This window comes from Riemerella columbina (assembly GCF_030517065.1).
GTDB classification, from domain to species: domain Bacteria; phylum Bacteroidota; class Bacteroidia; order Flavobacteriales; family Weeksellaceae; genus Riemerella; species Riemerella columbina_A.
In genome coordinates this window covers 49,336-71,207 of record NZ_CP103950.1, presented here as the reverse complement: position 1 = coordinate 71,207, position 21,872 = coordinate 49,336, and the positions used below count along the sequence as shown (strand labels likewise).

The 21,872-nt window shown below is 40.6% G+C and carries 23 protein-coding genes; 17 read left to right on the top strand and 6 right to left on the bottom strand.

What is annotated here, in order from left to right; all coding sequences use genetic code 11:
- Position 1: 1 nt before the first annotated feature.
- From nrfD to NYR17_RS00275, 13 genes are all read left to right on the top strand, one after another.
- A complete protein-coding gene (gene nrfD / locus NYR17_RS00335) occupies positions 2-1,399 on the top strand; it encodes an NrfD/PsrC family molybdoenzyme membrane anchor subunit (RefSeq protein WP_302505549.1) in 1,398 nt (465 codons plus the stop codon).
- A complete protein-coding gene (locus NYR17_RS00330) occupies positions 1,386-1,907 on the top strand; it encodes a DUF3341 domain-containing protein (protein WP_302505548.1) in 522 nt (173 codons plus the stop codon). Before nrfD ends, NYR17_RS00330 begins: the two co-directional genes overlap by 14 nt.
- Entirely contained in the window at positions 1,900-2,610 is a 711-nt protein-coding gene (locus NYR17_RS00325) for a c-type cytochrome (protein ID WP_302505547.1), read from the top strand. Before NYR17_RS00330 ends, NYR17_RS00325 begins: the two co-directional genes overlap by 8 nt.
- A 15-nt stretch (positions 2,611-2,625) precedes the next feature.
- Complete coding sequence (locus tag NYR17_RS00320) at positions 2,626-3,957, top strand: quinol:cytochrome C oxidoreductase (RefSeq protein ID WP_302505546.1); 1,332 nt, start codon at positions 2,626-2,628, stop codon at positions 3,955-3,957.
- A gap of 81 nt (positions 3,958-4,038) precedes the next feature.
- Complete coding sequence (locus tag NYR17_RS00315; RefSeq protein WP_302505545.1) at positions 4,039-5,205, top strand: hypothetical protein; 1,167 nt, start codon at positions 4,039-4,041, stop codon at positions 5,203-5,205.
- Between the two features lie 29 nt (positions 5,206-5,234).
- A complete protein-coding gene (locus NYR17_RS00310; protein ID WP_302505544.1) occupies positions 5,235-5,771 on the top strand; it encodes an adenine phosphoribosyltransferase in 537 nt (178 codons plus the stop codon).
- Positions 5,772-5,841: 70 nt separating this feature from the next.
- Complete coding sequence (locus NYR17_RS00305; RefSeq protein WP_302505543.1) at positions 5,842-6,555, top strand: tetratricopeptide repeat protein; 714 nt, start codon at positions 5,842-5,844, stop codon at positions 6,553-6,555.
- A 24-nt stretch (positions 6,556-6,579) separates the two neighbouring features.
- Entirely contained in the window at positions 6,580-7,065 is a 486-nt protein-coding gene (gene ribH / locus NYR17_RS00300; RefSeq protein ID WP_302505542.1) for a 6,7-dimethyl-8-ribityllumazine synthase, read from the top strand.
- Positions 7,066-7,068: 3 nt separating this feature from the next.
- Positions 7,069-9,150, top strand: a complete 2,082-nt coding sequence (locus NYR17_RS00295) for an LTA synthase family protein (RefSeq protein WP_302505541.1) — start codon at positions 7,069-7,071, stop codon at positions 9,148-9,150.
- A gap of 35 nt (positions 9,151-9,185) precedes the next feature.
- Positions 9,186-10,034, top strand: a complete 849-nt coding sequence (gene ypfJ, locus NYR17_RS00290) for a KPN_02809 family neutral zinc metallopeptidase (RefSeq protein ID WP_302505540.1) — start codon at positions 9,186-9,188, stop codon at positions 10,032-10,034.
- A gap of 135 nt (positions 10,035-10,169) precedes the next feature.
- Positions 10,170-10,856, top strand: coding sequence for a LysE family translocator (locus tag NYR17_RS00285; RefSeq protein ID WP_302506956.1), 687 nt, complete (start codon positions 10,170-10,172; stop codon positions 10,854-10,856).
- Between the two features lie 2 nt (positions 10,857-10,858).
- Complete coding sequence (locus tag NYR17_RS00280) at positions 10,859-11,788, top strand: S66 peptidase family protein (protein WP_302505539.1); 930 nt, start codon at positions 10,859-10,861, stop codon at positions 11,786-11,788.
- Positions 11,789-11,794: 6 nt separating this feature from the next.
- On the top strand, positions 11,795-12,163 hold the full coding sequence (locus NYR17_RS00275; RefSeq protein ID WP_302505538.1) for a YraN family protein: 369 nt from the start codon (positions 11,795-11,797) through the stop codon (positions 12,161-12,163).
- 60 nt (positions 12,164-12,223) lie between these two features.
- On the opposite strand, the gene NYR17_RS00270 is transcribed toward NYR17_RS00275, so the two are convergent.
- Genes NYR17_RS00270 through NYR17_RS00260 form a run of 3 tightly spaced genes read right to left on the bottom strand, consistent with a single transcriptional unit; the run spans position 12,224 to position 13,806 of the window.
- The gene (locus NYR17_RS00270; RefSeq protein WP_302505537.1) at positions 12,224-12,706 is read right to left on the bottom strand and encodes a hypothetical protein; all 483 of its coding nucleotides are present in this window, start codon (positions 12,704-12,706) and stop codon (positions 12,224-12,226) included.
- A gap of 3 nt (positions 12,707-12,709) precedes the next feature.
- Positions 12,710-13,240 carry a hypothetical protein gene (locus tag NYR17_RS00265; RefSeq protein WP_302505536.1) on the bottom strand — a complete coding sequence of 177 codons (531 nt, stop codon included), beginning with the start codon at positions 13,238-13,240 and terminating at the stop codon, positions 12,710-12,712.
- A gap of 11 nt (positions 13,241-13,251) precedes the next feature.
- The gene (locus NYR17_RS00260) at positions 13,252-13,806 is read right to left on the bottom strand and encodes an RNA polymerase sigma factor (RefSeq protein ID WP_302505535.1); all 555 of its coding nucleotides are present in this window, start codon (positions 13,804-13,806) and stop codon (positions 13,252-13,254) included.
- 108 nt (positions 13,807-13,914) lie between these two features.
- Between NYR17_RS00260 and NYR17_RS00255 the strand changes: the two genes are divergently transcribed.
- The 4 genes from NYR17_RS00255 (at position 13,915) to NYR17_RS00240 (ending at position 18,296) form a co-directional block, all read left to right on the top strand.
- Positions 13,915-14,676 (top strand): Rossmann-like and DUF2520 domain-containing protein, encoded by a 762-nt coding sequence (locus tag NYR17_RS00255; RefSeq protein WP_302505534.1) that lies wholly within the window; start codon positions 13,915-13,917, stop codon positions 14,674-14,676.
- On the top strand, positions 14,666-15,184 hold the full coding sequence (locus NYR17_RS00250; protein ID WP_302505533.1) for a KdsC family phosphatase: 519 nt from the start codon (positions 14,666-14,668) through the stop codon (positions 15,182-15,184). Before NYR17_RS00255 ends, NYR17_RS00250 begins: the two co-directional genes overlap by 11 nt.
- An 83-nt stretch (positions 15,185-15,267) precedes the next feature.
- Positions 15,268-15,840 carry a Maf family protein gene (locus NYR17_RS00245; protein ID WP_302505532.1) on the top strand — a complete coding sequence of 191 codons (573 nt, stop codon included), beginning with the start codon at positions 15,268-15,270 and terminating at the stop codon, positions 15,838-15,840.
- Positions 15,841-15,890: 50 nt separating this feature from the next.
- Entirely contained in the window at positions 15,891-18,296 is a 2,406-nt protein-coding gene (locus NYR17_RS00240; RefSeq protein WP_302505531.1) for a tetratricopeptide repeat protein, read from the top strand.
- Here NYR17_RS00240 and tsaB read toward each other — a convergent pair whose 3' ends face one another.
- The 3 genes from tsaB to NYR17_RS00225 form a co-directional block, all read right to left on the bottom strand.
- Positions 18,297-18,968, bottom strand: coding sequence for a tRNA (adenosine(37)-N6)-threonylcarbamoyltransferase complex dimerization subunit type 1 TsaB (gene tsaB, locus NYR17_RS00235; RefSeq protein ID WP_302505530.1), 672 nt, complete (start codon positions 18,966-18,968; stop codon positions 18,297-18,299). It abuts the gene before it with no gap.
- Positions 18,969-18,982: 14 nt separating this feature from the next.
- Complete coding sequence (locus NYR17_RS00230) at positions 18,983-20,245, bottom strand: DUF6080 domain-containing protein (protein WP_302505529.1); 1,263 nt, start codon at positions 20,243-20,245, stop codon at positions 18,983-18,985.
- A 90-nt stretch (positions 20,246-20,335) separates the two neighbouring features.
- Entirely contained in the window at positions 20,336-21,868 is a 1,533-nt protein-coding gene (locus tag NYR17_RS00225) for a protein adenylyltransferase SelO (RefSeq protein WP_302505528.1), read from the bottom strand.
- Positions 21,869-21,872 lie beyond the last annotated feature (4 nt).

The window sequence follows — 21,872 nt, the reverse complement described above, 5'->3', positions numbered from 1 at the left end:
AATGTCAGGACATTACGAAGCTCCAATTAGGGAACCTTTAATTATAGGGCATAAGACTTATCACGATATTACAGTAGATATCGTAAAGCCTATAGAAGAAAGAGCAGGTAAATTATGGTGGGCGTCTCTCTACGCTGCCTTAGTATTATTCATTTACGGATTTGGGTGTATTGCCTATACCATCGGTACTGGGATTGGTGCGTGGGGGCTTAATAGAACCATCAACTGGGGTTGGGATATTACCAACTTCGTATGGTGGGTAGGTATTGGTCACGCTGGTACGCTCATCTCGGCGGTACTCTTATTGTTTAGACAAAGATGGAGAATGTCCGTTAACCGTTCTGCGGAAGCCATGACCATTTTTGCCGTGGTACAGGCGGCTATCTTCCCTGTAATCCACATGGGTAGAGTATGGGTAGGCTATTGGGTATTCCCTATTCCTAACCAATTTGGTTCACTTTGGACTAACTTTAACTCACCATTGCTTTGGGATGTATTCGCGATTTCTACCTATTTCTCAGTATCCGTAGTGTTCTGGTTTATGGGATTGATTCCTGACTTTGCGATGATTAGAGATAGAGCCAAAACACCATTTACAAAGAAAATCTATACCATATTAGCCTTCGGTTGGGGTGGTAAAGCCAAACATTGGCAAAGATTTGAAGAATTATCATTGGTATTGGCTGGTTTAGCTACGCCACTGGTATTCTCCGTACACACCACCGTATCCTTTGACTTCGCCACTTCGGTGATTAAAGGTTGGCACTCTACCATTTATCCACCATACTTCGTGGCAGGAGCGATTTTCTCAGGCTTCGCAATGGTACAAACGCTACTATTGGTTGCCAGAAAAGTTTGCCACTTAGAAGAATACATCACCATGTACCACATCGAAATTATGAACATCGTAATTATCGTAACAGGGGGGATGGTAACTGTAGCCTACGCTTGTGAGTATTTTATCGCGTGGTATTCAGGTAGCCGTTTTGAAGACTTTGCTTACCTAACGCCAGGTGCCGCTACAGGACCTTACTGGTGGGCATTCTGGGCACTAATTATCTGTAACTTAGTAATTCCAGCATTGTTCTGGTTTAAGAAAATTAGAACCAACATTATCGCGACATTCATTATCGCTTTAGTGATTAACATAGGGATGTGGTTTGAGCGTTTTGACATCATCGTAATCAACCTATCCAGAGATTATTTACCAGGGTCTTGGACCATGTTTAAACCTACCATTATTGATGTAGGGGTGTACTTAGGAACCATAGGATTCTTCTCTGTATTGTTCTTATTATACGCCAGAACATTCCCAGTAATTGCCCAAGCGGAATTGAAGAGTATTTTGAAAATTTCAGGTGAAACTTATAAAGCAAAAGAAGGAGATGAGCACCACTAAAAGAATATACGGGCTTTACGGCGATGACGATGATTTGATGCATGGCGTACAAGCGTTTAGAGAAAAAGGTATTGAGATTGCAGAGGTCTACACCCCATTCCCAGTACACGGTTTAGATAAAGCCTTAGGCTTAAAGAAAACCAGAATTTCCGATGCTGCTTTCATCTATGCAGTATATGGAGTCACCATTGGTGCACTAACCACTTGGTATATGATGAACCACGACTGGCCGCAGAACATCGGTGGTAAGCCAGCTTTTGATTGGGCACACAATATGCCTGCTTTCGTAGTGCCAATGTTTGAGTTGATGGTATTCTGTTCCGCACACCTTATGTCGCTTACTTTCTTGTTCAGAAATAAGATGTACCCAGGTGCCAAGCCGCAGAACCCAGACCCAAGAACTACGGATGATAAGTTTATGATGGAATTCGTCTCCTCAGATGTAGATACGATTAAACAACTCCTCATCGATACAGGCGTAGAAGAAATAACGATAAAAGATGCTTAACATGAAGAAAAATATTTTTAAAATATCAGGTATCTTTGGTTTATTAGCAATAGTTTTAAATTCTTGCGGGCCAAAAGAAAATGCCCCTTTAGTCTATTTCCCAGATATGTACTTTCCAGTGGCTTATGACCCATTGATGAAAGCCGAAGATCCATACTCTAAACACGAGAATGAAATTCCTGCTTTCGTTAAAAACAATGGTGCTACAGGGCTTACATTGGTGCCAGGTACGGTATCTCAGAATCCAGAAGGCATTGTAGAAAGTACGCCAGGTGCAGTGATGACACCAGACCAATACAACGCAGGCTATGATGCCTCTAAGTTGGTGGTTACTTCACCATTAGACCCAGCTAACAAAGCTAAAGATATAGAAAGAGGTAAGCATTTATATGAAATTACATGTGCCGCTTGCCATGGTACTGCAGGAGATGGACAAGGTTCTATCGTACAATCTGGCGCTTATGCGGGCGTACCTAAATATGCTGATAGAGAAATTACCATAGGCTCTGTACACTATGTATTAACCAACGGTAGAAATGCGATGGGCTCTTATGCAGGACAGCTAAAACCTGGCGACCGCTGGAGAGTAGCACTCTATGTGATGGAAGCCTTTAAAGGAGGTACTGCTAATGCGCCTGCCGCACCTGTTGCAGAGGCTAATGCGACTACGCCTACAGATGAAACACAAAACAATACTAAATAATAAAAACTAAAGAAAATGTATAGTTTTTCACCAAAATTAAGATTATATTCTATCGTATTTATCATTTTGGGATTGGTGCTTTTTGGTGCCGGCTACTTTATAAATCACGGAATAGATGATGCGAAAGTAGAACATATGATGGAGGCGGTTCATGCTTCAGGGCATCATAACCCAACGCACTCCAGCGAATTGGTAGGACCTCAGGACCACGGTGCTCACTTAGAACACGCCAAAATGCAGGTGCATAATCAGCCATTGGCTACGCTTCATTTGGTAGCCGTATTTTTCTTTGGGCTTAGTTGCTGTGTGATGTTCTTCTACTCTATACAGCACGCGGCACACGCAGGTTGGTCTATCATTATTACCAGAGTGATGGAGGCTATAGGCGCTTACATTCCTTTTGGAGGGATTATTCTCCTGATCATTATGGCTTTAAATGTTACCCACAACGGGCATTTATTCCATTGGATGGACCCAGCACTGACCGACCCTAACGATCCACACTTTGATGTCATTCTTTACGAAAAGAAAAAATTCCTTAACATCCCTTTCTATGTGGTTCGGAACTTTATCTATGTTGCTGGTGCCTCTTTCTTCGCGTGGAAGCTGAGACAGATGTCTAAAAAAGTAGATGAAACCAAATCTTTAAGAGATTATCAGATGCTTTACAGATGGAATGTGGGTTATATCGCGTTCTTTGGTTTCGCCTCTGCCTCTTGGGCTTGGGATTGGTTGATGTCTATTGACCCACACTGGTACTCTACCATGTACATTTGGTATTCTATGGTAAGCTGTTTAGCGAGTGCCATTGCGGTAATTATCCTCATCAGCGTTTACCTTAAAAAGAATGGCTTTTTACCACAATTTAATGATAACCACTTGCACGATTTAGGGAAATACCTATTCGCAACAAGTATGCTTTGGACCTATACTTGGTTCGCTCAGTTTATGCTTTATTGGTATGCTGATATTCCAGAAGAGGTCAATTATTTCTTCGGTAGATTTGAATATTACGCACCGACTTTCTTGCCAATGCTCATTCTGAACTTCCTAATCCCATTATTGGTTATGGTAAGTAGCAGCATTAAGAGAAATTATAAAGTGGTAACAACCATGGCAGTTATCGTGATTATAGGACACATTGTGGACTACTTCAATATGGTGATGCCAGGCACCGTGGGACCTTACTGGAATAACTTCACCGAGTTATTATTGATATTAGGTTCTGTATTATTCATCGTTGGGCTGTTTATCTTCGTAGTGATGTCACAGTTATCCAAAACAAAACTCATCCCTACAGGTAACCCATACCTACACGAGTCAGAAATTTACGAATATCCATTCTAATAGAAGGATACTAAACTCATAAAAAATCCCGATATATTTGTCGGGATTTTCTTATTTTTGTAAGACTTTAAAATGATAGAGATGAAATACATAAAGCCACTCATCGTACTTTTGCTGTTTTTTTTGGTCTCGTGTAAAAAAGATCAAGTAGATGGCACCAATATAAAAACCTTCCAACAGAGCATTAACGAGATGTCCTCTGGGCTGAGCACCATAGAGCAAATTAAACTCAACGAAGCCCTCTACATCCTCAAAACTTTTGGCGTAGAAGGCGAAGATGATGTGACCGAGCTCAATGCTCTTTCCAAGTTGCTAAACGGCAAAAAAGTCGCTGATATTCTATCAATGGCGAATACCGTAGCGCAGAACAATGGCTTAGATTGGACCAGCACAGGGCCGCCATCTTTGGGCGATATGAACATTTTTCAAAGTCAAGAACCCGAAGAATCCGACCCTAATGATGTGAAGGCGGCTTCTATTTCATTATTGATTAAACCTACCGCTGTTGATAGCCTTACGGGGCCTAAAGCTTTGCAGGTCATTCCACAATTGGTTGATGAATTTAACCAGCCGATAGAGTTCTCTAACGCTGCATTAGAAACCAAAATGGAGGTTTTAAGCAATGATGTAACGCTACTGACTTATAAAAACCTAATGCAAGATAACCATTTCAAAGGCTTCAATTTGAAATTTTCATCACTGCCTTCCGAAAAAATAACCGATGGCGTGGTGGACATTCAAGTGACAGTAAAAACCACCAAAAAGCTATTGAAAATGATAAGAAAAGGCGTTAAAGTTAATGAAATCGCCCTAAAAGTTCAAGCGCCAGAGCCCATAGAAACCTTAGTGCCAGAGCAACCAGAGGGAGCAATCATCAATGAACCTATGGCACCAGAGCAAGGCGGAGAGCATCCAAAAGAAGACCCGAAAGCTACGGTGCGCCGCTTTTTAAATCATTTAGGCAACCAAAATTTAAAGAGTGCTTATGATGCTTCTGCCAATCCGCAATGGGGTTCTTATGAGCAGTTTACAAACCCTACTTCGGGATTTGGAGCGGTTAAAAACATCGTGGTGAAGGACATTACAACCACCTCGGTTAAAGCTCCATCAGCGCAGGTTAACGCCACTTACAGCGTAACCGATAAGAACGGTAACCAAAGCGATTTGCAAGTGACCTATACGCTCAAAGCTTCTGAGAATGGTTGGAAGATTACGGGCTACAAAATCAATTCATCTCAAAAACAATAATTCAAAAAAATCAAGTTAAAAATAACAAAATGGCAAACCAAGATTTAATTCAGAAATTAGAACAAACCATAGAGAACATTCCTGATTTCCCCAAAGCAGGCATTCAGTTTAAAGATATTACCCCAATATTCCTCTATCCACAGCTTTATGAGGAAGTGATAGAAGATTTGGTGGCGTTCAGCAAAGGCAAAGTAGATGTGGTTTGCGGGATAGAGAGCCGTGGTTTTTTATTCGGAATTGCCATTGCGGTTAAGTTGGGCGTTCCTTTTGTGCTCATCAGAAAAAAAGGAAAATTGCCACCGCCATTCATCTCCCAAAAATACGATTTAGAATACGGCTCTTCGGAGATTGAAATGAAAGAAGGGCAGATCAAAAAAGGCGACAGGGTACTCATTCACGATGATTTACTCGCCACAGGAGGTACCACGGAAGCCGCCGCTATGCTCATCAAAAAACAAGGTGCCGAGGTAAAGCAGTTCAGCTTTCTAATCGGATTAAAAGACCTCCACGGCGAAGAGAAACTAAAACAGTTTAACGCCGAGGTGTACCAAATTTTAGAGTATTAGAACTCCAGCGATATAAAATTTTGTATATCAAAAAGAAAAGATTAAATTTGCCCATTAAATCAAATTTGAAATGTCTAAGAAATATAATCAACTAAGCAAAGAGCAGATTAAAGAAGGAAAAGAGACGGTAGAGATTTTTGAAGAATTAGACCAGTCTGCATTAAAATCAGAAAAATTTATAGAACGCTATGCCAAGCAGCTGATGATAGGCTTTGGTGTAGTTTTGCTCGCTATTTTAGGCTATTTTGCATACCAACAATTTGTGATCGCCCCTAAAAACCAAGAAGCCACGATGGCGTATCTATCGGCACAAAAAGCCCAATCTCTCGGTGATGATGCCAAAGCGTTAGGCGGTAAATCTTCTGCCAATCCAGGGTTTTTAGGAACTTATGAAGAATTTGGCGCCACTAAGGCAGGCAAGCTTTCGGCTTACAACGCTGGGCTCATCAAGTACAAGGAAGGCAAATACCAAGAAGCCTATGATTTAATAGACGCCTTCAAGTCGGATAATAAAATCCTAATGGCAATTAAATACGGCGCTATGGGAGATTGTCTCGCTAACCTCAACAAAGCGGAAGATGCGATGGCACAGTATGATAAAGCCTCTTCTACCTCGGAAGACCCTTTTACATCGTACTATTTTACAAGAAAAGCAGGCATTATGGCATTGGCTTTAAAGAAAAATACAGATGCTAAAAAATACTTTGAAACCATTGATGAAAAATACCAAGACTATGACGGCGGCGCTTCTGCGGCTTACATTGAAATGGTAAAGTATTACTAAAATATCAACCTAAAACAAGAAATTATGGCAACGGTTAACCTTTCTGACTATACGCCACTCAACATAAAAAATGCCGATGCGTTCAACATCGGCATTGTTGTCTCTGAGTGGAACGATTTCGTAACTTTCAACCTCCGAGATGGCGCGGTGGAAACCCTACTCAAAGAAGGTGTGAAAAAAGAAAAAATCAAAATCTACTATGTTCCTGGTGCTTTTGAGCTCAGCTATGCCGCTATGCGCCTTTGTGCTAAAGACCAATATTTTGATGCCATTATCGCTATCGGCTGTGTGATTCGGGGCGAAACTTCCCACTTTGATTATGTGTGCCAAGGCGTTACCCAAGGCATCACCGCTTGCAATACCCAAACCCAAACCCCAACCATTTTCTGCGTGCTGACCGATGATACCCGAGAACAGTCCATCGCCAGAAGTGGCGGAAGTTTAGGGAACAAAGGCGTGGAAGCTGCCGTTACAGCGCTCAAAATGATAGAATTTAAGAACAATATTTAGTCTATGATTCTCAATAAAATTAAACCATTTTTATATTTAGGTGGACTGTACCTATTGATTTCTATAGGATTAAGACTCGTTTTTTTTGCCCATCCGATTACCACTTCACATTTTGGAATAACGGAAATTTTAGGGATACTTATTAGGGGAATTGTAGTAGATATTCCTATTTTTATTTTGATAAGTAGTTTTTTAGCTATTTATTTTTTGTTTTTATCTAATGCTAAATATAATCGCCCTTGGGGGGTACTAATTTTAGCAGGAATGATACTCTTATTTTTATATATTTGGTTAATACCGAATAATATTTTCAGACAGTATGGAGGTTCATTGGTGGAGATTGCCTTGAGTTTCGTTGGTATGAAAACACTTATTTTTGCTATAATGCTTTTCCTTCCAAAACAGAGACAAAGTATCCGTAGAGGGCTATATAGTTTTACACTGTTTTTGTATGTGTTATTGATTATATTTAATGCAGTGAGCGAGTATTTTTTTTGGAATGAATTTGGTGTACGGTATAATTTTATCGCAGTAGATTATTTAATTTATACGAATGAAGTTATTGGTAATATTTTAGAGAGCTATCCTATTATTCCATTATTTTCGGTGATATTAGTTACGGCATTAGTGCTAACTTTCTATATTTACCAAAAAACCAAAGATACCTTATTAACTTTACCTAATTTATCACAAAAATTAATACTTCTGTTTTGCTTTTTATTACTTTCAGTTTTGAGTATATGGGCGATACCAAAATCTGAGCGTTGGCTACCTAAGGAAAACCATTTTGCTACTGAAATTCAAGCCAATGGTGTTTATAAATTCTACTATGCATTTACCCATAACGAATTAGATTTTTTTCAGTTTTATCCAACTATGCCTCGGCAGCAAGCTGCTAAACTGTATTTAAATCAGTTTCAGCCAAGTCAATTAGAGAGAATAGTAAAAGGCAGAGGAGAGGAACTACATAAAAATGTAGTGTTAATTTCTATAGAGAGCCTCTCGGCTGATTTTATGAAGCATTATGGTAATGAACAAAATATTACGCCGTTCTTGGATAGTTTAGCCAATCATTCTCTTATGTTTACCCAGCTCTATGCCGCAGGAAACCGTACTGTACGAGGGTTAGAAGCATTAACACTCTGCATACCGCCAACCGCTGGAGAAAGTGTAATTAAAAGGAAAAATAATAAGGATAAATTTACCACGGGTAGTATATTCAAGCAAAAAGGCTATCAGGTTAAATACCTCTACGGGGGGTATAGTTATTTTGATAATATGAAAGACTTTTTTGGAGGAAATGGTTATGATATTGTAGATAGAGACCACTTTTCTCCAGAGGAAATTACATTTGCCAATGTTTGGGGTGTTTGTGATGAAGATATGGCTAGAAAAGCTATCCAAGTAATGAATAAAGAAGCCCAAGCAGGAAAACCCTTTTTTAACCATTGGATGACGGTTAGTAACCACCGTCCATTTACTTATCCTGAAGGTAAAATTGATATTCCAGGTAACGCTAAATCCCGAGAAGGGGGAGTAAAGTACACCGACTATGCCTTAAAGCAATTTTTTGCTATGGCAAAAAAACAAACATGGTATAAAAATACTATTTTTGTAATTGTAGCAGACCATTGTGCTTCTAGTGCAGGAAAAACAGAACTCCCAATGGATAAATATCGTATCCCAGCAATAGTTTTTTCAGAAGGTTTTATTAAACCACAGAAATTTACAGGATTAATGTCTCAAATTGATTTAATGCCTACGGTATTAGGTCTACTCAATTTTAATTATCGAACGAAATTTTTAGGGCAAGATGTCTTTACTGAGAATTATCAGCCCAGAGCTTATATTGCTACTTATCAAGATTTAGGATTGATAAAAGAAAATAAGCTAACCATTATATCGCCTATAAGAAAAGTGAAGCAGTATCAGCTTAAGCATCAGTATTCTGAACTACCAGAAGCCTATAAACTCTATTATGATGAGATACCAGTGGTACAGACTGAGAATCATTTAGTACAAGAAAATATAGCTACTTACGAAATGGTTTCGTTTTGGCTAAAACATAAAATACTCAACCGATAGGTAAAATTAAATAATCCATAAAACTAACTTTATATATGAAATGGACAAATAATAGAAGCGAAATAGATGATCGCCGTGGCAGTGGCGTAGGTGGCGGGCTTATTGGCGGCGGTATTGGCACGCTGATTATTGCCGCTATTGTGTTTTTCTTAGGTGGTGATCCTTCCGCGGTCATCGGCTCTGGGATGAATGCACCTACCGCAACTGAACAGCGTGATTTGAGCCCTCAAGAACTGAAAGTTAGAGAGTTTGTAGAGATGCTGCACGCCGAGAACGACCTCACTTGGGAGAAGGTATTCCAAGAGAACGGAATGAAGTATCGGGCGCCTCGTGTGGTGTTGTTTGAGAATGTTACCCAGTCGGGTTGCGGTGTGGCACAGGCAGAAATGGGGCCATTCTATTGCCCAGCTGATGAGACCATTTATATGGATATGAGCTTCTTCAACGAGTTAGAAAAGCGTTTCGGAGCTAAGGTTACGGAGTTTTCCGTAGCGTATGTCTTTGCGCACGAGCAAGGGCATCATATCCAAACCTTATTGGGCACCACGCAACAAGTGAATGATTTACGAAGAAGTGGGCGTTATTCGGAGGCTCAGCTCAATCGTGTGTCTGTGGCTACGGAGCTTCAAGCGGATTTCTTTGCAGGGCTTTGGGCGAGAAAAACTGACAACAGAGCCCATATTTTAGAGCCTGGCGATATAGAAAGTGCCATCAGTGCCGCCGAAGCGGTGGGTGATGATAACATCCAAAAGCGAGGTCAAGGCTATGTCAACCAAGAAGCCTTTACCCACGGCAGTTCGGAGCAACGCAAAGCGTGGTTCATTAAAGGCTACGAAACTGGCGACATCTCCCAAGGCGATACTTTTAAAGCCTTGTTGAGGTAATTTAAAACGGAAAATAGGCACTATTGGATAGTAAAAATGCTAAAAAACTCCAAATATAACTTTAGTTTGCTGTTTTTTTAGTATTTTTACTTTCTTGAATTAAGCTTTCTATAGATGGAGGCTAAAATTGACAGTATGTTAGAACTCATCATTTCGGCGATTATGTTAGGGCTAATGCTTAGTTTAGTGTTTATAGGGCCTATCTTTTTTTTGCTGATAGAAACCAGTTTTTCCAGAGGTCCTAAGCATGCTTTGGCATTAGATTTAGGCGTGATTTCTGCAGATTTACTCTGCATTTTAGCGGCTTATTTTGCCAGTGATGATTTGGTAGAACTCATTGATAAGCACCCCAGTTTTTATAGAATCACTGCGCTGATTATCTTTGTTTATGGCATTTTTATGATGGTGTCTAAGACCAAAATGCACATAGAAGGCGAAAAGCAAATCATCAACCAAAATTATTTTAAAACTTTTTTAAACGGCTTTTTTCTCAATATAATCAATATTGGGGTGGTCTTATTTTGGCTGGTAACCGTGATTTCCGTGAGAAACCAATACCCTAACCCCTACGAATTTATCCTCTACATCGGGCTAATGATCAGCACTTATATCGGTATTGATTTGATTAAAATTGTGCTGGCAAAACAGTTTCACTATAAATTAACGCAGAAAATAGCCAATAGCATCAGAAAAGGTGTAGGCGTAATCCTTCTGATTATCAGTGTTTTTATTTTTATGCAAAGCTTTAAAAAGTTTAATAAATTTGACCAAGAATTAGAAAGAAGCGGCTATGTGAAAGATACGCTAAGGCATTCTAAATAAATATGATACAAAAACCAAAAACAGTAAAAAAAGGCGATTTAATCGCGGTGGTATCGCCAGCAGGCGCCGTGGAGCACGCTCAAATTCAATCCACTTTGGATTTAATAAAAGAATATGGCTATCAGCCCGTACTTTCGCCGCACGCTTTGGGACGATATGAAGAGGGTTATGCTTACTCTGGCACGGAGGAAGAGCGCATTTCTGACTTAAATTGGGCTTTTTCCAACCCTTCTTTTTCTGCCATTTGGGCTACAAGAGGCGGCTACGGCTGCCAACATCTACTCCGTCATTTGAAAATGCCTCCCCTCAAAAAAATGCCGAAATGGTACATTGGATATTCCGATAACACCGTGATACAGAGTCTATTGCTTAAAAATAACATCGCCAGTATTCATGGGCAAACACTCAAAACTTCATCTTTTGGAGTGACAGCAGAGGCTTATCCGATGATTTTCTCTCTATTGGAAGGTCAAATGCCTCATTATCAGTTCCAGCATCATCATTTAAACCAAAAGGGCGAAGCACAAGGTATTTTGGTCGGTGGCAATCTCGCACTGATTTATGCCTTATTAGGAACGCCTTATAGCTTTAATTTTAAAGATAAAATTCTGTTTATAGAAGATATTGGCGAGCAATTTTACGCATTGGATAGAATGCTGATGGCTTTAGATTTAGCGGGTGTTTTTAGAAAAATTAAAGGCTTGGTGGTGGGCGGAATGACCAATATGGGCAGCGAGAAAGACAATCCAGCATACGAAGCGAGTTTTGATGACAAAGCTTATCAAATCATCGCCCATCGGCTTAAAGATTACGATTTTCCTATTATTTACGGCTTCCCGAATGGGCATATTTACGAAAATCTTCCACTGGTGATTGGCGCAGAAGTTCGGATGAAAGTTTCGCCAAAAGCCGTGAGTTTAACATACCAATAATTCATCGTGGCAGAGCATAACGATTTTGGCAAAGAGGCGGAAAATTTTGCCGCAAATTACCTTCAGAAATTGGGTTATGCCATTGTGGCTCGCAATTACCGCTATCAAAAAGCGGAGTTAGATCTCATTACACGGTTAGGGGACTTGTTGGTGGTTGTAGAAGTAAAAGCACGGCAGCATGATACAATGGTAGCGCCACAATCCGCCGTAGATAGGAAGAAAATCCAACGGATCATCTTAGCCACCGATGATTTTCTGAACGCTTATCCGGATGATGTAGAAGTCCGTTTTGATATTATTTCTATCCTGAAAACGCCACAACAAACCTTGGAACTCACGCATATAAAAAACGCCTTTGAGAGTGTTGATTTCTAACAAAAACTCCAAAGCAACCATTGGCCACTTCGGGGAAAAATAATAATATATGAAAAAAAACTATTTGCAGTGTTCGGCTTTGTGTTTGATCATTTTGTCGCGCAACAATCCTTCGGTTTGGAATATTTTAATCACCTGTTGAGGTGTTAGGATTTGCAAAAACTTGGCGGCATAGACTTTTCGCTGGTCTAATAGCGCTTGCCCTACTTTAAAACTTTTCTCCAAATCTTCCCGAGCCTCTTGGTCAGAAACGGCATCAGGATTTTTAATAGGCTTAAAGCTGTGTTTAATCTCCATCATTTTGTTCTGATACGCTTGGTATAGTGGCACAAATGCCTTTCTCTTTTCCTCGGGTAAATTCAGCGCTTTGAGCACCTGTTCTTGTTTATACTGAAGAATGCGCGCCATATGCTCCTCGTGAGAAGGGGGTGTAGAGGCAGTTTGTGAGGTTTCATTTTTAGCCTCTTGCCACGGTTTTTGGTTTTGAGCAAAAGAAAAATTGAGCCCTAAAACTAATAATAATGAAAGGATTACAGTTTTCATCTTTTAATAATATAAGTCTAAATAAATGTCTTGTTCTATATTTTGCGTCACCTCATTCACCTCTTTAGGGGTAAAACTTGCCAAGATAAAATCAGCATTTTCTTTTCCTAAATGGGCTTTCGCTGGTGGCGTTTGAGGTATTGGCTTTGGTTTCGTTTCATCTCTTTGATGCACCTTTTCCGTTAAAGTTAAATCAGGATTAAAATTTTCTTTTTCAGGTGCTGTTATGGCGGCTATGGGCGCCGTTATCGTTTCTTCTAAGCCAGTGTTAGGCGCTGTAATAGAGGAATTTGTTACCGCTATTTGAGGTTCATTATTTTGAAAATCAGTGTTTTGTAAAAATAAAATCAAACTACCGATTAAGCACACCACGGCGGCTGCCCAATACCACGATTTCAATCTGAAAATGGGCGTTTTTTCTTGCTTCCGAGGTTGTATTTTGCTGATGACTTGCTCCTGAAAATCATCAAAAAAGCCTTCTGGAATGTCGTACGGCATCTTTTTATCTAAATGGTCTATATCTAATTTTTTCATAGCATCGGTTTTTAAATGGAGTCGTGTTGAGCGGTAATATAATCCTCTATTTTCTGTTTGGCGTAGTGGTAATTGGTTTTCAAAGTCCCCACGCTCATATTGAGCATTTTACTCAATTCTTCATAAGGCAAATCATCGTAATACCTCAGCGTAAAAACAATTTTTTGCTTCTCTGGCAAGGTGTGGATGGCTTGCTGCAACAGACGCTGAACCTCATCGGCATCGTGGGGTGTGTGGTTAGAAACGAGGTGATGCATTTCATCCACCAAGGTACTTTCGTTCTGGAGTTTTCTTTGCATTTTTCTCAATTCTTGCAGTGCTTCATTAGTAGCAATGCGATAAAGCCAAGTATAGAGCTTACTTTCCTTTTTAAATTGACTAAAATTTTGATAAGCTTTAATGAAAGTTTCCTGCAATACATCTTGCGCCGTATCATGGCTTACCACCAGCCGACGGATATGCCAATAGAGCCGTTCTTGGAAGGCATCCATCATCTTCCTAAGCCCTTTTTCTTGGTGCTCAGGCGTGTTCATTAGGCTGATGATTTCATTTTCCACAATATCCATCTGCGTCTGTTCTTGGGTTAGATGTTCGCAATTTTAAAAAGTTAAATTTAATGTTTAAAAATGAGATAAAGCCCAACTCCTTAAAATTTTTTATCTTTGTTTATTAAAATGAATGAAATGAGAATCGTGATGATAGGCTCTGGGAATGTAGCGTACCACCTCAGCAAAGCGTTTAAAGAGGCTGAACTTAATGTGGTGCAAGTTTTTGGGCGCAATGAGGAGGCGCTAAAAGCCATTGCAGAGGAAAATCAACTACCCTATAGCACCACAGATTTGGCGGAGGCAGACCTCTACATTCTCTGTGTAAAAGATGATGCCGTGGCAGAGGTTTCTCAACACATTACCAATGTAGATGCTTTAGTGGCGCATACTTCGGGCTCTCTGCCAAAGGAAATTTTGGAGGGCAATTATCGGAAAGCCTCTTTTTATCCTTTGCAAACTTTCTCTAAAACTAAATTTTTAGACTATTCGGAAATTCCGTTTTTTGTGGAAGCCGAAACGACGGAAGATGCGGCAACGCTTAAAACGATAGCCTTAAAAATATCCCCACGGGTGATGGAGGCAGACTATGAAAAGCGAAAGTACATCCATCTCACAGCCGTTTTTGTGTGTAATTTTGTAAATCACCTCTATGCCAGAGCGAAGGAAATTGCAGATGCTCAGGGAATTCCGTTTTATTATTTTTTACCATTGATAGAGGAAACCACGGACAAAATTTACCATATTCCGCCCAAAGAAGCCCAAACAGGACCAGCGGTAAGGCAAGACCAACGCGTTCTGGAGCTTCATAAAGCCATCATTAAAGACCCGATGCAGCTTAAAATTTACGAAATAATGAACCAATCGATAAAACAAATGTATGAGTTATAAACAGCGGTTAAAACAGATTAAAGCTTTCGTTTTTGATGTAGATGGCGTATTTACCGACGGTAGTATTTTTTTGATGCCAGATGGGAGTATGTCTCGGGTAATGAATGTGTTAGATGGCTATGCGGTGGTCAAGGCTTTGAGGAAATCTTATAAAATCGGCGTGATTACAGGCGGCAACGACCCGATGGTGAAAAATCGGCTGCAATATTTAGGCATCACAGATTATTACCCCAAATCTTCGGATAAATTATTGGATTATGAGGCGTTTAAAAATCAACATCAGCTCAAAGATGAGGATATCCTTACCATGGGAGATGATTTACCCGACCTCCCGATGATGAAAGCCTCTGCCATAGCTACTTGTCCGCCCAATGCACGACCAGAAGTCAAAGCCATTTCGGATTATATTTCACCCACTTTGGGGGGTAGTGGTGCCGTTAGAGATGTGATAGAGCAAGTGCTAAAAGCCCAAAACCAATGGTCAGAAGATGATACCCGCTCGGTTTAAGGGCTTTTTTACCATAAAAAAAGCAACAGATAAATTGCATTTTTCATCATAAATGAGTACTATTGTGGCGTTAATAGTTTGAGATGAGGAAGCAACTCTATTTGGCGTCGCAGTCGCCGCGGCGGAAGGAATTATTAGAACAGTTGGGCTATCCATTTCAGGTGGTGAGCATCAATTGCGAGGAGATTTATCCCAAGGAAATGCCCGTTTCGGAGGTGGCAGGTTACCTTTCGCAACTTAAAGCAGAAGCCTTTCGGGCATTAGAACCTCACGAGGTGCTACTAACTGCGGACACCATTATTGCCGTAGAAAACGAAGTTTTAGGAAAGCCCAAAGATGAAGCCCACGCCAAAACGATGCTAAGGCAATTGTCAGGGAGAACGCATCAGGTTTATACAGGGATTAGCCTGCGCACGGCGGAACGAATCATCACGAAAACCGATGTTGCCAAAGTCACTTTTTTCCCAATGACAGAGGCGGAGATGGATTTTTATATTCAAAAGTTTAAACCTTGGGATAAAGCTGGGGCTTACGGCATTCAGGAATGGTTAGGGATGGCAAAAATTCAAAAAATAGAAGGCAGTTTTTATACGATTATGGGACTTCCCACCCATTTGGTGTACGAAATTCTGAGTACAATAAGCGATGAAAAATAATCGTTGTGCTTCATAATAAATTCAACATTAAAAAGTTATACTAAATAACGATGAAAAAATATATTCTAATTTTAACCATAATGGCGGTGGCGATAGCGTGTTCCTCTCGGAAGAAAGCCCCAACCAACCGTGTTACCCATAATTTTTTAGCCTATTATAACACTTTGTTTAATGGGAAAGAAGCCTTAGAAACGGAACTCAATACGAGAAATAAAAATTATCAAGATAACTTTTATAAGCCTTATATTCAGTTATTTACATTTGAAAATGAGGCGGAGGCAACGGAAGAAGAAAATCCTACGCCACGCTTTGCTGCAGGGTTCAATGCACCCGAAGAGGACAACAATCCCAAAGGAGCTAAAACGCTGGAAATTGCCGAAGCGAAAGCTCTAAAAGCCATTGAAAACCATAGCGTGATGAAAGATGGCGAGGAGCGCAACAAGATGATGTTTGAGGCTTATCTTATTTTAGCCCAAGCCAGAATGTACCAAGGCAAATATTTGGAAGCCTTAGATGCGATTAACTTTATTCTGTCGCATATGAAACAGGATAAGCGCCTGCCTTTGGCACAGATTTACGAAGCTCGTCTTTATTCTAAAATGAAAGATGAGCACCGCGCCGATGAAATTTTTAAAACACTCCAACAAGCCGATATCAAGAAAAAATACCGAGGCTTGCTCAATGCTTTTTATGCCGAAAATCTATTGGCGCAGGGGCAAAAAGAGGAAGCCGTAGAAGCTCTTTCCCAAGCCTATGCCGATACCAAAAATAGAAATCTGAGAAGTAGAATAGCCTTTCTCCGAGGGCAAATTCTCGCGAGTTTGGGCAAGAATGAAGAGGCGAGGGAGAGTTTTGCAACGGCTTACCAAAAATCCAATAATTTTGAATTTGAAGTGAAATCTCAGATTGAAATCGCTAAGACTTTTAACGCTTCTACTGATGATTATGAAGGGGCTAAGCGCTATTTGGAAAGCCTTTCTAAAAAAGGAACATATGCCTCTCGTAAGAACGAATTTTATTACGCCTTGGGGCTGATGGCGCTCCGTGCAGGCAAGGATGAGGAGGCACAACAATTTTTTGAAAAAGCCCTAAAAGAAAAGGCTTCAGATGGACAGATTAGAGGGCTCACCTATTATGAAATCGGGAAGAAATACCTCAGTAAAGATGATTATATTGCGGCAGGCAGTTATTATGATAGTGCTGTTGCAGCAATGACTTATCGCCCTCAGAAAGAGGAACTTGAGAAGTTGTCATCTAATATTAAAAAACTGTCAAAAAATTATTATTTGATTAAGAAAAACGATAGCATTTTGGCATTAACAAAAATGGATGATGCTCAGAAACAAGCTTTTTTCAATACTCATATAGAACGCCTAAAACAGCAAGAAGCCCAAGAGGAAGCTCGCCTGAAAGCCGAAAAAAATCAAGATTTTAGCACGGTAGAATTTGCCTCTTCTCTGGGGCAAGACCAACAGAGGGGCTTTGTTGATTTTGGACAAAATACCTCCAAAGGTTTTTATTTTGCGAATACCACTGCCGTTTCTAAGGGCGAGGCTAACTTTAAACAAATCTGGGGGGATAGGGCTTTGGCGGACAATTGGCGCTATTCTGCGGAGACCAATACCATTGAAGATTTGAAAAATCAAGCACTGGGAAAAACGGAAACCAAAAATCCACGGCGGTTTGAGGCAGCGTTTTATATGGAGCAAATTCCTACCAATGCCGATGAAATTGCTCACCTAAAACAAGAGCGAGATACGGCAACTTTGGCACTTGGGCAGATGTATGAGGATTATTTTGACAACACGCCACTCGCCACCAAAACTTTAATGGATCTGGTGAAGGCACAGCCAGAAGATCAAGTGAAATTACAAGCCCTCTATCAGGTATTTTCAATGAATTATGATAAAAATCCAGCCGCCGCAGAGGAAGCCAAAGAATTGATTTTGAAAGACTTCCCTTATACACCTTATGCGGAATTTGTAAGAAATCCGAAAAGAAAACAGCTGATGGCAGGCGCGCCAGAGGTGGTTCAAGCTTATGAAAATGCATTTCAACTTTACAATGATGGCGCATATGAGAATAGTAAAGTATTGATAGATAAAACTTTAGAGCAATATCCTAATGATGCATTGGTGCCGAAATTAACCTTACTCAATGCTTATAATACTGGAAAAACCGTAGGCAAAGAGGTGATGATTTTGCAACTTCAGCAAATTGCCCTCAATTATGAAAAACTTCCAGAAGGGGAGAAGGCACAACAATTACTCAATTACCTCAAAAGCGATTTGGAACAGCCCCAAGCGCCTGCACAGGCTACGCCAAATAAGATACCGCAAAATAATATAAAAACGGCAGAACCTGAGCCAGAGGTACCCAGCCCAGATGATAATATCATTGAAAAGAAAAGATTACCGCCAAGTCAGCGTAAAAAACCGAAAGTCAAAGAGTTATAATCAGCGTTGGCGCTTCACACCATGGAAGTCTTTAAGATAAAAAGGCTCAAAATAAGCGATATTTTCAAAATCTTGAGAGCGGTATTTTTCTACCGCTTTTTTGATTAAATACTGTGCCGAAGGGTAATTCTGAGGCAGAAAAGTGGCATAGGGCAGATTGATGAGCTCTTGGGTTTTCTTGGCACCATCACCTACGAAAAGCAATTTTTTATCAGCCCATTCTTGGTAGGCTTTTTCGTCTAAAATTTTCGCTTCTGTGGGCGTAACAGCTTCGCCTGTTTGTCCGTGATAGATGGCGGTATAAACTTCCATTCTACGGGCGTCCACCATTGGGATAATGTAATCAAAATCTTGTCCTATATAAGGCGCCACCAGTGTTTCCAAAGAATTGATCGCGATGAGGGGAATGCCCAATCCATAACAAAAACCCTTGGCAGAAGCGGCACCAATTCTCAATCCTGTATAAGAGCCAGGTCCCATTCCTAAGGCAACGGCATCTAAATCTTGCAACTGAAGTTCCGCCCCTTCTAATGCCCACTGGATAAAGGTGTGTAGGCTTTCACTTTGTTTATAATTCTCCGAGGCTTCTTCGCAGAGGCAAAGCAATTGTGCGTGATCAGAAATGGCAACGGAGCAATTTTTAGATGAGGTTTCTATATAGAGGATTTTCATAGCATTAAAATAAATTATTGATAATAAAGGTGTAAAAATTCAAAAAACTCTTGCATTCGGTAGCCGTTATTGAGCGCTAAAAATAAGGTCAAAATGATGAGCACCATCAAGGCATAGTTTTGATATTTACTTTTTAGCGAGGCATAGAGCCAGCCCAACATCAGCGGTACAATAAAAATAAAATGACCACCATAGATATACGCCGTGTGCAAACCAAATTTAAGCACCGCATGAATCACAACATCCACGAGGAAAGAGAGCATCAGAATTTGAACCAAAGGCTTTTTAAAATTTTTGAGATAACCCCACACGATGAGAAGAAAAATAACCCCCACAAAAATATAAGACATTGGCGCACTGTAAGCCTCCATAAATAAGGCTTTGTAGTGAAATTGGTTGAGGTAATGATAATCCCTGATCAAAAAACTGGAAAACAGCATATTGCCACCCCAAAACCAAGAAACCACCATATCCCAAACGGGTACTACCTTTGGCTGCGAAAATTTTTCGTACTGTTGCCCCGATTTATCCAAAAATGCAGAAAACTGAAACCCTACACGTGACATAAAGAGCAGCATAAAAATACCAAAAGAACCCAGAACTTTGGCGGAGGTTTTGAGCCATTCTTTGGGCGTACGGAATGCCCCTTTTTCAAATAAAACAGGGATATAAACCTTCACGATATTGGTAATGGTGAGCCCTCCAATCGTGATGCTAGCAATGGTGAGCGCTCCAAAAGAAAGCTTCTGGTGGTGCTTAAGTTTTAGCGCGGCATAATAGTTAAAAGTGGTTAAAAAGAATAGGGTATAAGTGTAAGTTTCTGGCGTAAAAGACAGCAAAATATTGGTGCTGAAAAGGCTAAAAAAGCCCACCAAAAGCAAACTCGGAGTGATGGAAAGTGCAATGATGTTTCGGAGGTATTTGTAAACCTGCACCATACTAAGGCTGACCGTAAAGGTACTCAGCAACGCTAAAGCAGTTCTAAAAGTGGCACCCTTCTGCCCTGAGGAAACCCAAAGCGAAAAAGTCCTAATGGCTTCAAAAAAATAATTGGACAATGGGTGCCGCTCGTAGCCGCCGCCAGTCATCACAATGGCTCTGTTATCAAAGCTGAAATAGGCATCCCACGGGATTCTATCATCAAAAATAATTCTGAAATTCTGCGCAATATCTACGCTCAAACTGCCATAGGCTAATAGGAAAAATGCCCACAACGCCCACTCTACCCAAGAGCAAGGAAAGATGATTTGAAGCCAATGAAAGCGCCGCGTTTTCACAAAATATAAATTTCTGCAAAAATAATCTAATTATCCTAAATATAAGGTTTAGATTTTAAATTCCCCTTGGATTTATGACCTTAAAAACCGCTAAGAACTGCAAGAAAGGGTGGAACAGCCCGCCACACTATTGTATTTTTCAGGTCTTTTGGCTGCCCAGTGCGGATATTTCATTTCATAAGGGTGTTTTAGTGCGTCTATAAGTTGGTGGAGCATCGTTGTATCGCCGTTGTTGAGGGCTTCTATACACTCGTAGAGGAGGTAATTTCTCAAAATAAATTTAGGATTCACCTTTTGCATCATTTGGCGGCGCTGTTCAGGGGGATTTTGATTTTTTGAAAGGCGCTCTTGGTAGCGTTCCCACCATTGTTCCAAAGTTTGTTGTTCTTTGGTATCCAGTGGTTTATAGCTTATTTCATTCCAGTTAGGTGCTTGGGATGAATCTTCAATAGCATTAAAAAATAAGGTATAATCCAACTCTAAATCCATTATCATTTGTTGCCATTGGGTAAAAAATGAAGTGTCCTCTGGCATCAAGGTTTCCAATCCGAATTTTTGTGCTAACATTTCATCAAAGCCTTTCCAAAATAGCGTGGCAAATTCTTCTAAACACGCCTCAATCCACGCGGCTTCTTTAATCAACGGAAATAAAGCGTTCCCGAGTTGCCATAAATTCCATTGAGCCATTTCGGCTTGTCTGCCAAAGGCATAGCGGCGCCCAGGCAGGTCGGTGGTGTTGGGGGTAAAGTTAAGGTCGTAGGCATCTAACATTGAAAATGGACCATAGTCAATCGTTAGCCCTAAAATGCTCATATTATCCGTGTTCATCACGCCGTGGGTAAAGCCCACGCGCTGCCATTCCACCATCAGATGTGCGGTTTTTTGCACAATAGCTCTAAAGAAATGATGGTATTTTTGTTCCTCTTGTGTCTCAATTTCAGGGAAATAGCGGAGAATAGTATCATCTGCGAGGTATTTTAGGGTCTCTATTTCCTCTTGAGCGCTCAACAACTGAAAGTGTCCAAACCTTAAAAAAGTTGGAGCGGTGCGCATCACAATGGCGCCTTTTTCGGCTTTGGGATGCCCATCATATAAGATATCTCTAACCACGGGTTCGCCCGTTTCGCTGAGAGATAAGGCTCTGGTGGTTGGCACGCCCAAATGGTGCATCGCTTCGCTCATCAGAAATTCTCGTACGGAAGATCTGAGCACAGCGCGCCCATCAGCAAATCTGGAATAAGGCGTGGCGCCAGCGCCTTTCCATTGCAGTTCGGTAGGTTGCCCTTTGGTATTTTTAATTTCTCCCGCGAATAAAGCTCTGCCGTCGCCTAACTGCCCAGCCCAATTGCCAAACTGATGTCCCGCGTAAGCCGTAGCATAGGTTTTAATGTGAGGCGGCAAATTCTGTGCGGCTAAAAAATCTTCATCTTGAGCAGAAGTGATGTCGCCCAGCCCAATCGCCTCGCTTAGGTTTTGGTTAAAAGCCAACAATTGATGTTGAGGAAAATGGACAGGCAGCGCTGTGGCAAAGAGCATTTTTGGTGTTTGCCGCTGCATAGGATTGTCGGAAGTATCACCAGGGAATTTCTCTAAAAAAGGCTGTGTAATCAGATTGAGGTTCATTGTA

Excerpts from the sequence above, each read along its gene's own strand:
- nrfD (WP_302505549.1), top strand. The coding sequence starts at position 2 with ATGTCAGGACATTACGAAGCTCCAATTAGGGAACCTTTAATTATAGGG.
- NYR17_RS00330 (WP_302505548.1), top strand. The coding sequence starts at position 1,386 with ATGAGCACCACTAAAAGAATATACGGGCTTTACGGCGATGACGATGAT.
- NYR17_RS00325 (WP_302505547.1), top strand. The coding sequence starts at position 1,900 with ATGCTTAACATGAAGAAAAATATTTTTAAAATATCAGGTATCTTTGGT.
- NYR17_RS00320 (WP_302505546.1), top strand. The coding sequence starts at position 2,626 with ATGTATAGTTTTTCACCAAAATTAAGATTATATTCTATCGTATTTATC.
- NYR17_RS00315 (WP_302505545.1), top strand. The coding sequence starts at position 4,039 with ATGAAATACATAAAGCCACTCATCGTACTTTTGCTGTTTTTTTTGGTC.
- NYR17_RS00310 (WP_302505544.1), top strand. The coding sequence starts at position 5,235 with ATGGCAAACCAAGATTTAATTCAGAAATTAGAACAAACCATAGAGAAC.
- NYR17_RS00305 (WP_302505543.1), top strand. The coding sequence starts at position 5,842 with ATGTCTAAGAAATATAATCAACTAAGCAAAGAGCAGATTAAAGAAGGA.
- ribH (WP_302505542.1), top strand. The coding sequence starts at position 6,580 with ATGGCAACGGTTAACCTTTCTGACTATACGCCACTCAACATAAAAAAT.
- NYR17_RS00295 (WP_302505541.1), top strand. The coding sequence starts at position 7,069 with ATGATTCTCAATAAAATTAAACCATTTTTATATTTAGGTGGACTGTAC.
- ypfJ (WP_302505540.1), top strand. The coding sequence starts at position 9,186 with ATGAAATGGACAAATAATAGAAGCGAAATAGATGATCGCCGTGGCAGT.
- NYR17_RS00285 (WP_302506956.1), top strand. The coding sequence starts at position 10,170 with ATGTTAGAACTCATCATTTCGGCGATTATGTTAGGGCTAATGCTTAGT.
- NYR17_RS00280 (WP_302505539.1), top strand. The coding sequence starts at position 10,859 with ATGATACAAAAACCAAAAACAGTAAAAAAAGGCGATTTAATCGCGGTG.
- NYR17_RS00270 (WP_302505537.1), bottom strand. The coding sequence starts at position 12,706 with ATGAAAACTGTAATCCTTTCATTATTATTAGTTTTAGGGCTCAATTTT.
- NYR17_RS00265 (WP_302505536.1), bottom strand. The coding sequence starts at position 13,240 with ATGAAAAAATTAGATATAGACCATTTAGATAAAAAGATGCCGTACGAC.
- NYR17_RS00260 (WP_302505535.1), bottom strand. The coding sequence starts at position 13,806 with ATGGATATTGTGGAAAATGAAATCATCAGCCTAATGAACACGCCTGAG.
- NYR17_RS00255 (WP_302505534.1), top strand. The coding sequence starts at position 13,915 with ATGAATGAAATGAGAATCGTGATGATAGGCTCTGGGAATGTAGCGTAC.
- NYR17_RS00250 (WP_302505533.1), top strand. The coding sequence starts at position 14,666 with ATGAGTTATAAACAGCGGTTAAAACAGATTAAAGCTTTCGTTTTTGAT.
- NYR17_RS00245 (WP_302505532.1), top strand. The coding sequence starts at position 15,268 with ATGAGGAAGCAACTCTATTTGGCGTCGCAGTCGCCGCGGCGGAAGGAA.
- NYR17_RS00240 (WP_302505531.1), top strand. The coding sequence starts at position 15,891 with ATGAAAAAATATATTCTAATTTTAACCATAATGGCGGTGGCGATAGCG.
- tsaB (WP_302505530.1), bottom strand. The coding sequence starts at position 18,968 with ATGAAAATCCTCTATATAGAAACCTCATCTAAAAATTGCTCCGTTGCC.
- NYR17_RS00225 (WP_302505528.1), bottom strand. The coding sequence starts at position 21,868 with ATGAACCTCAATCTGATTACACAGCCTTTTTTAGAGAAATTCCCTGGT.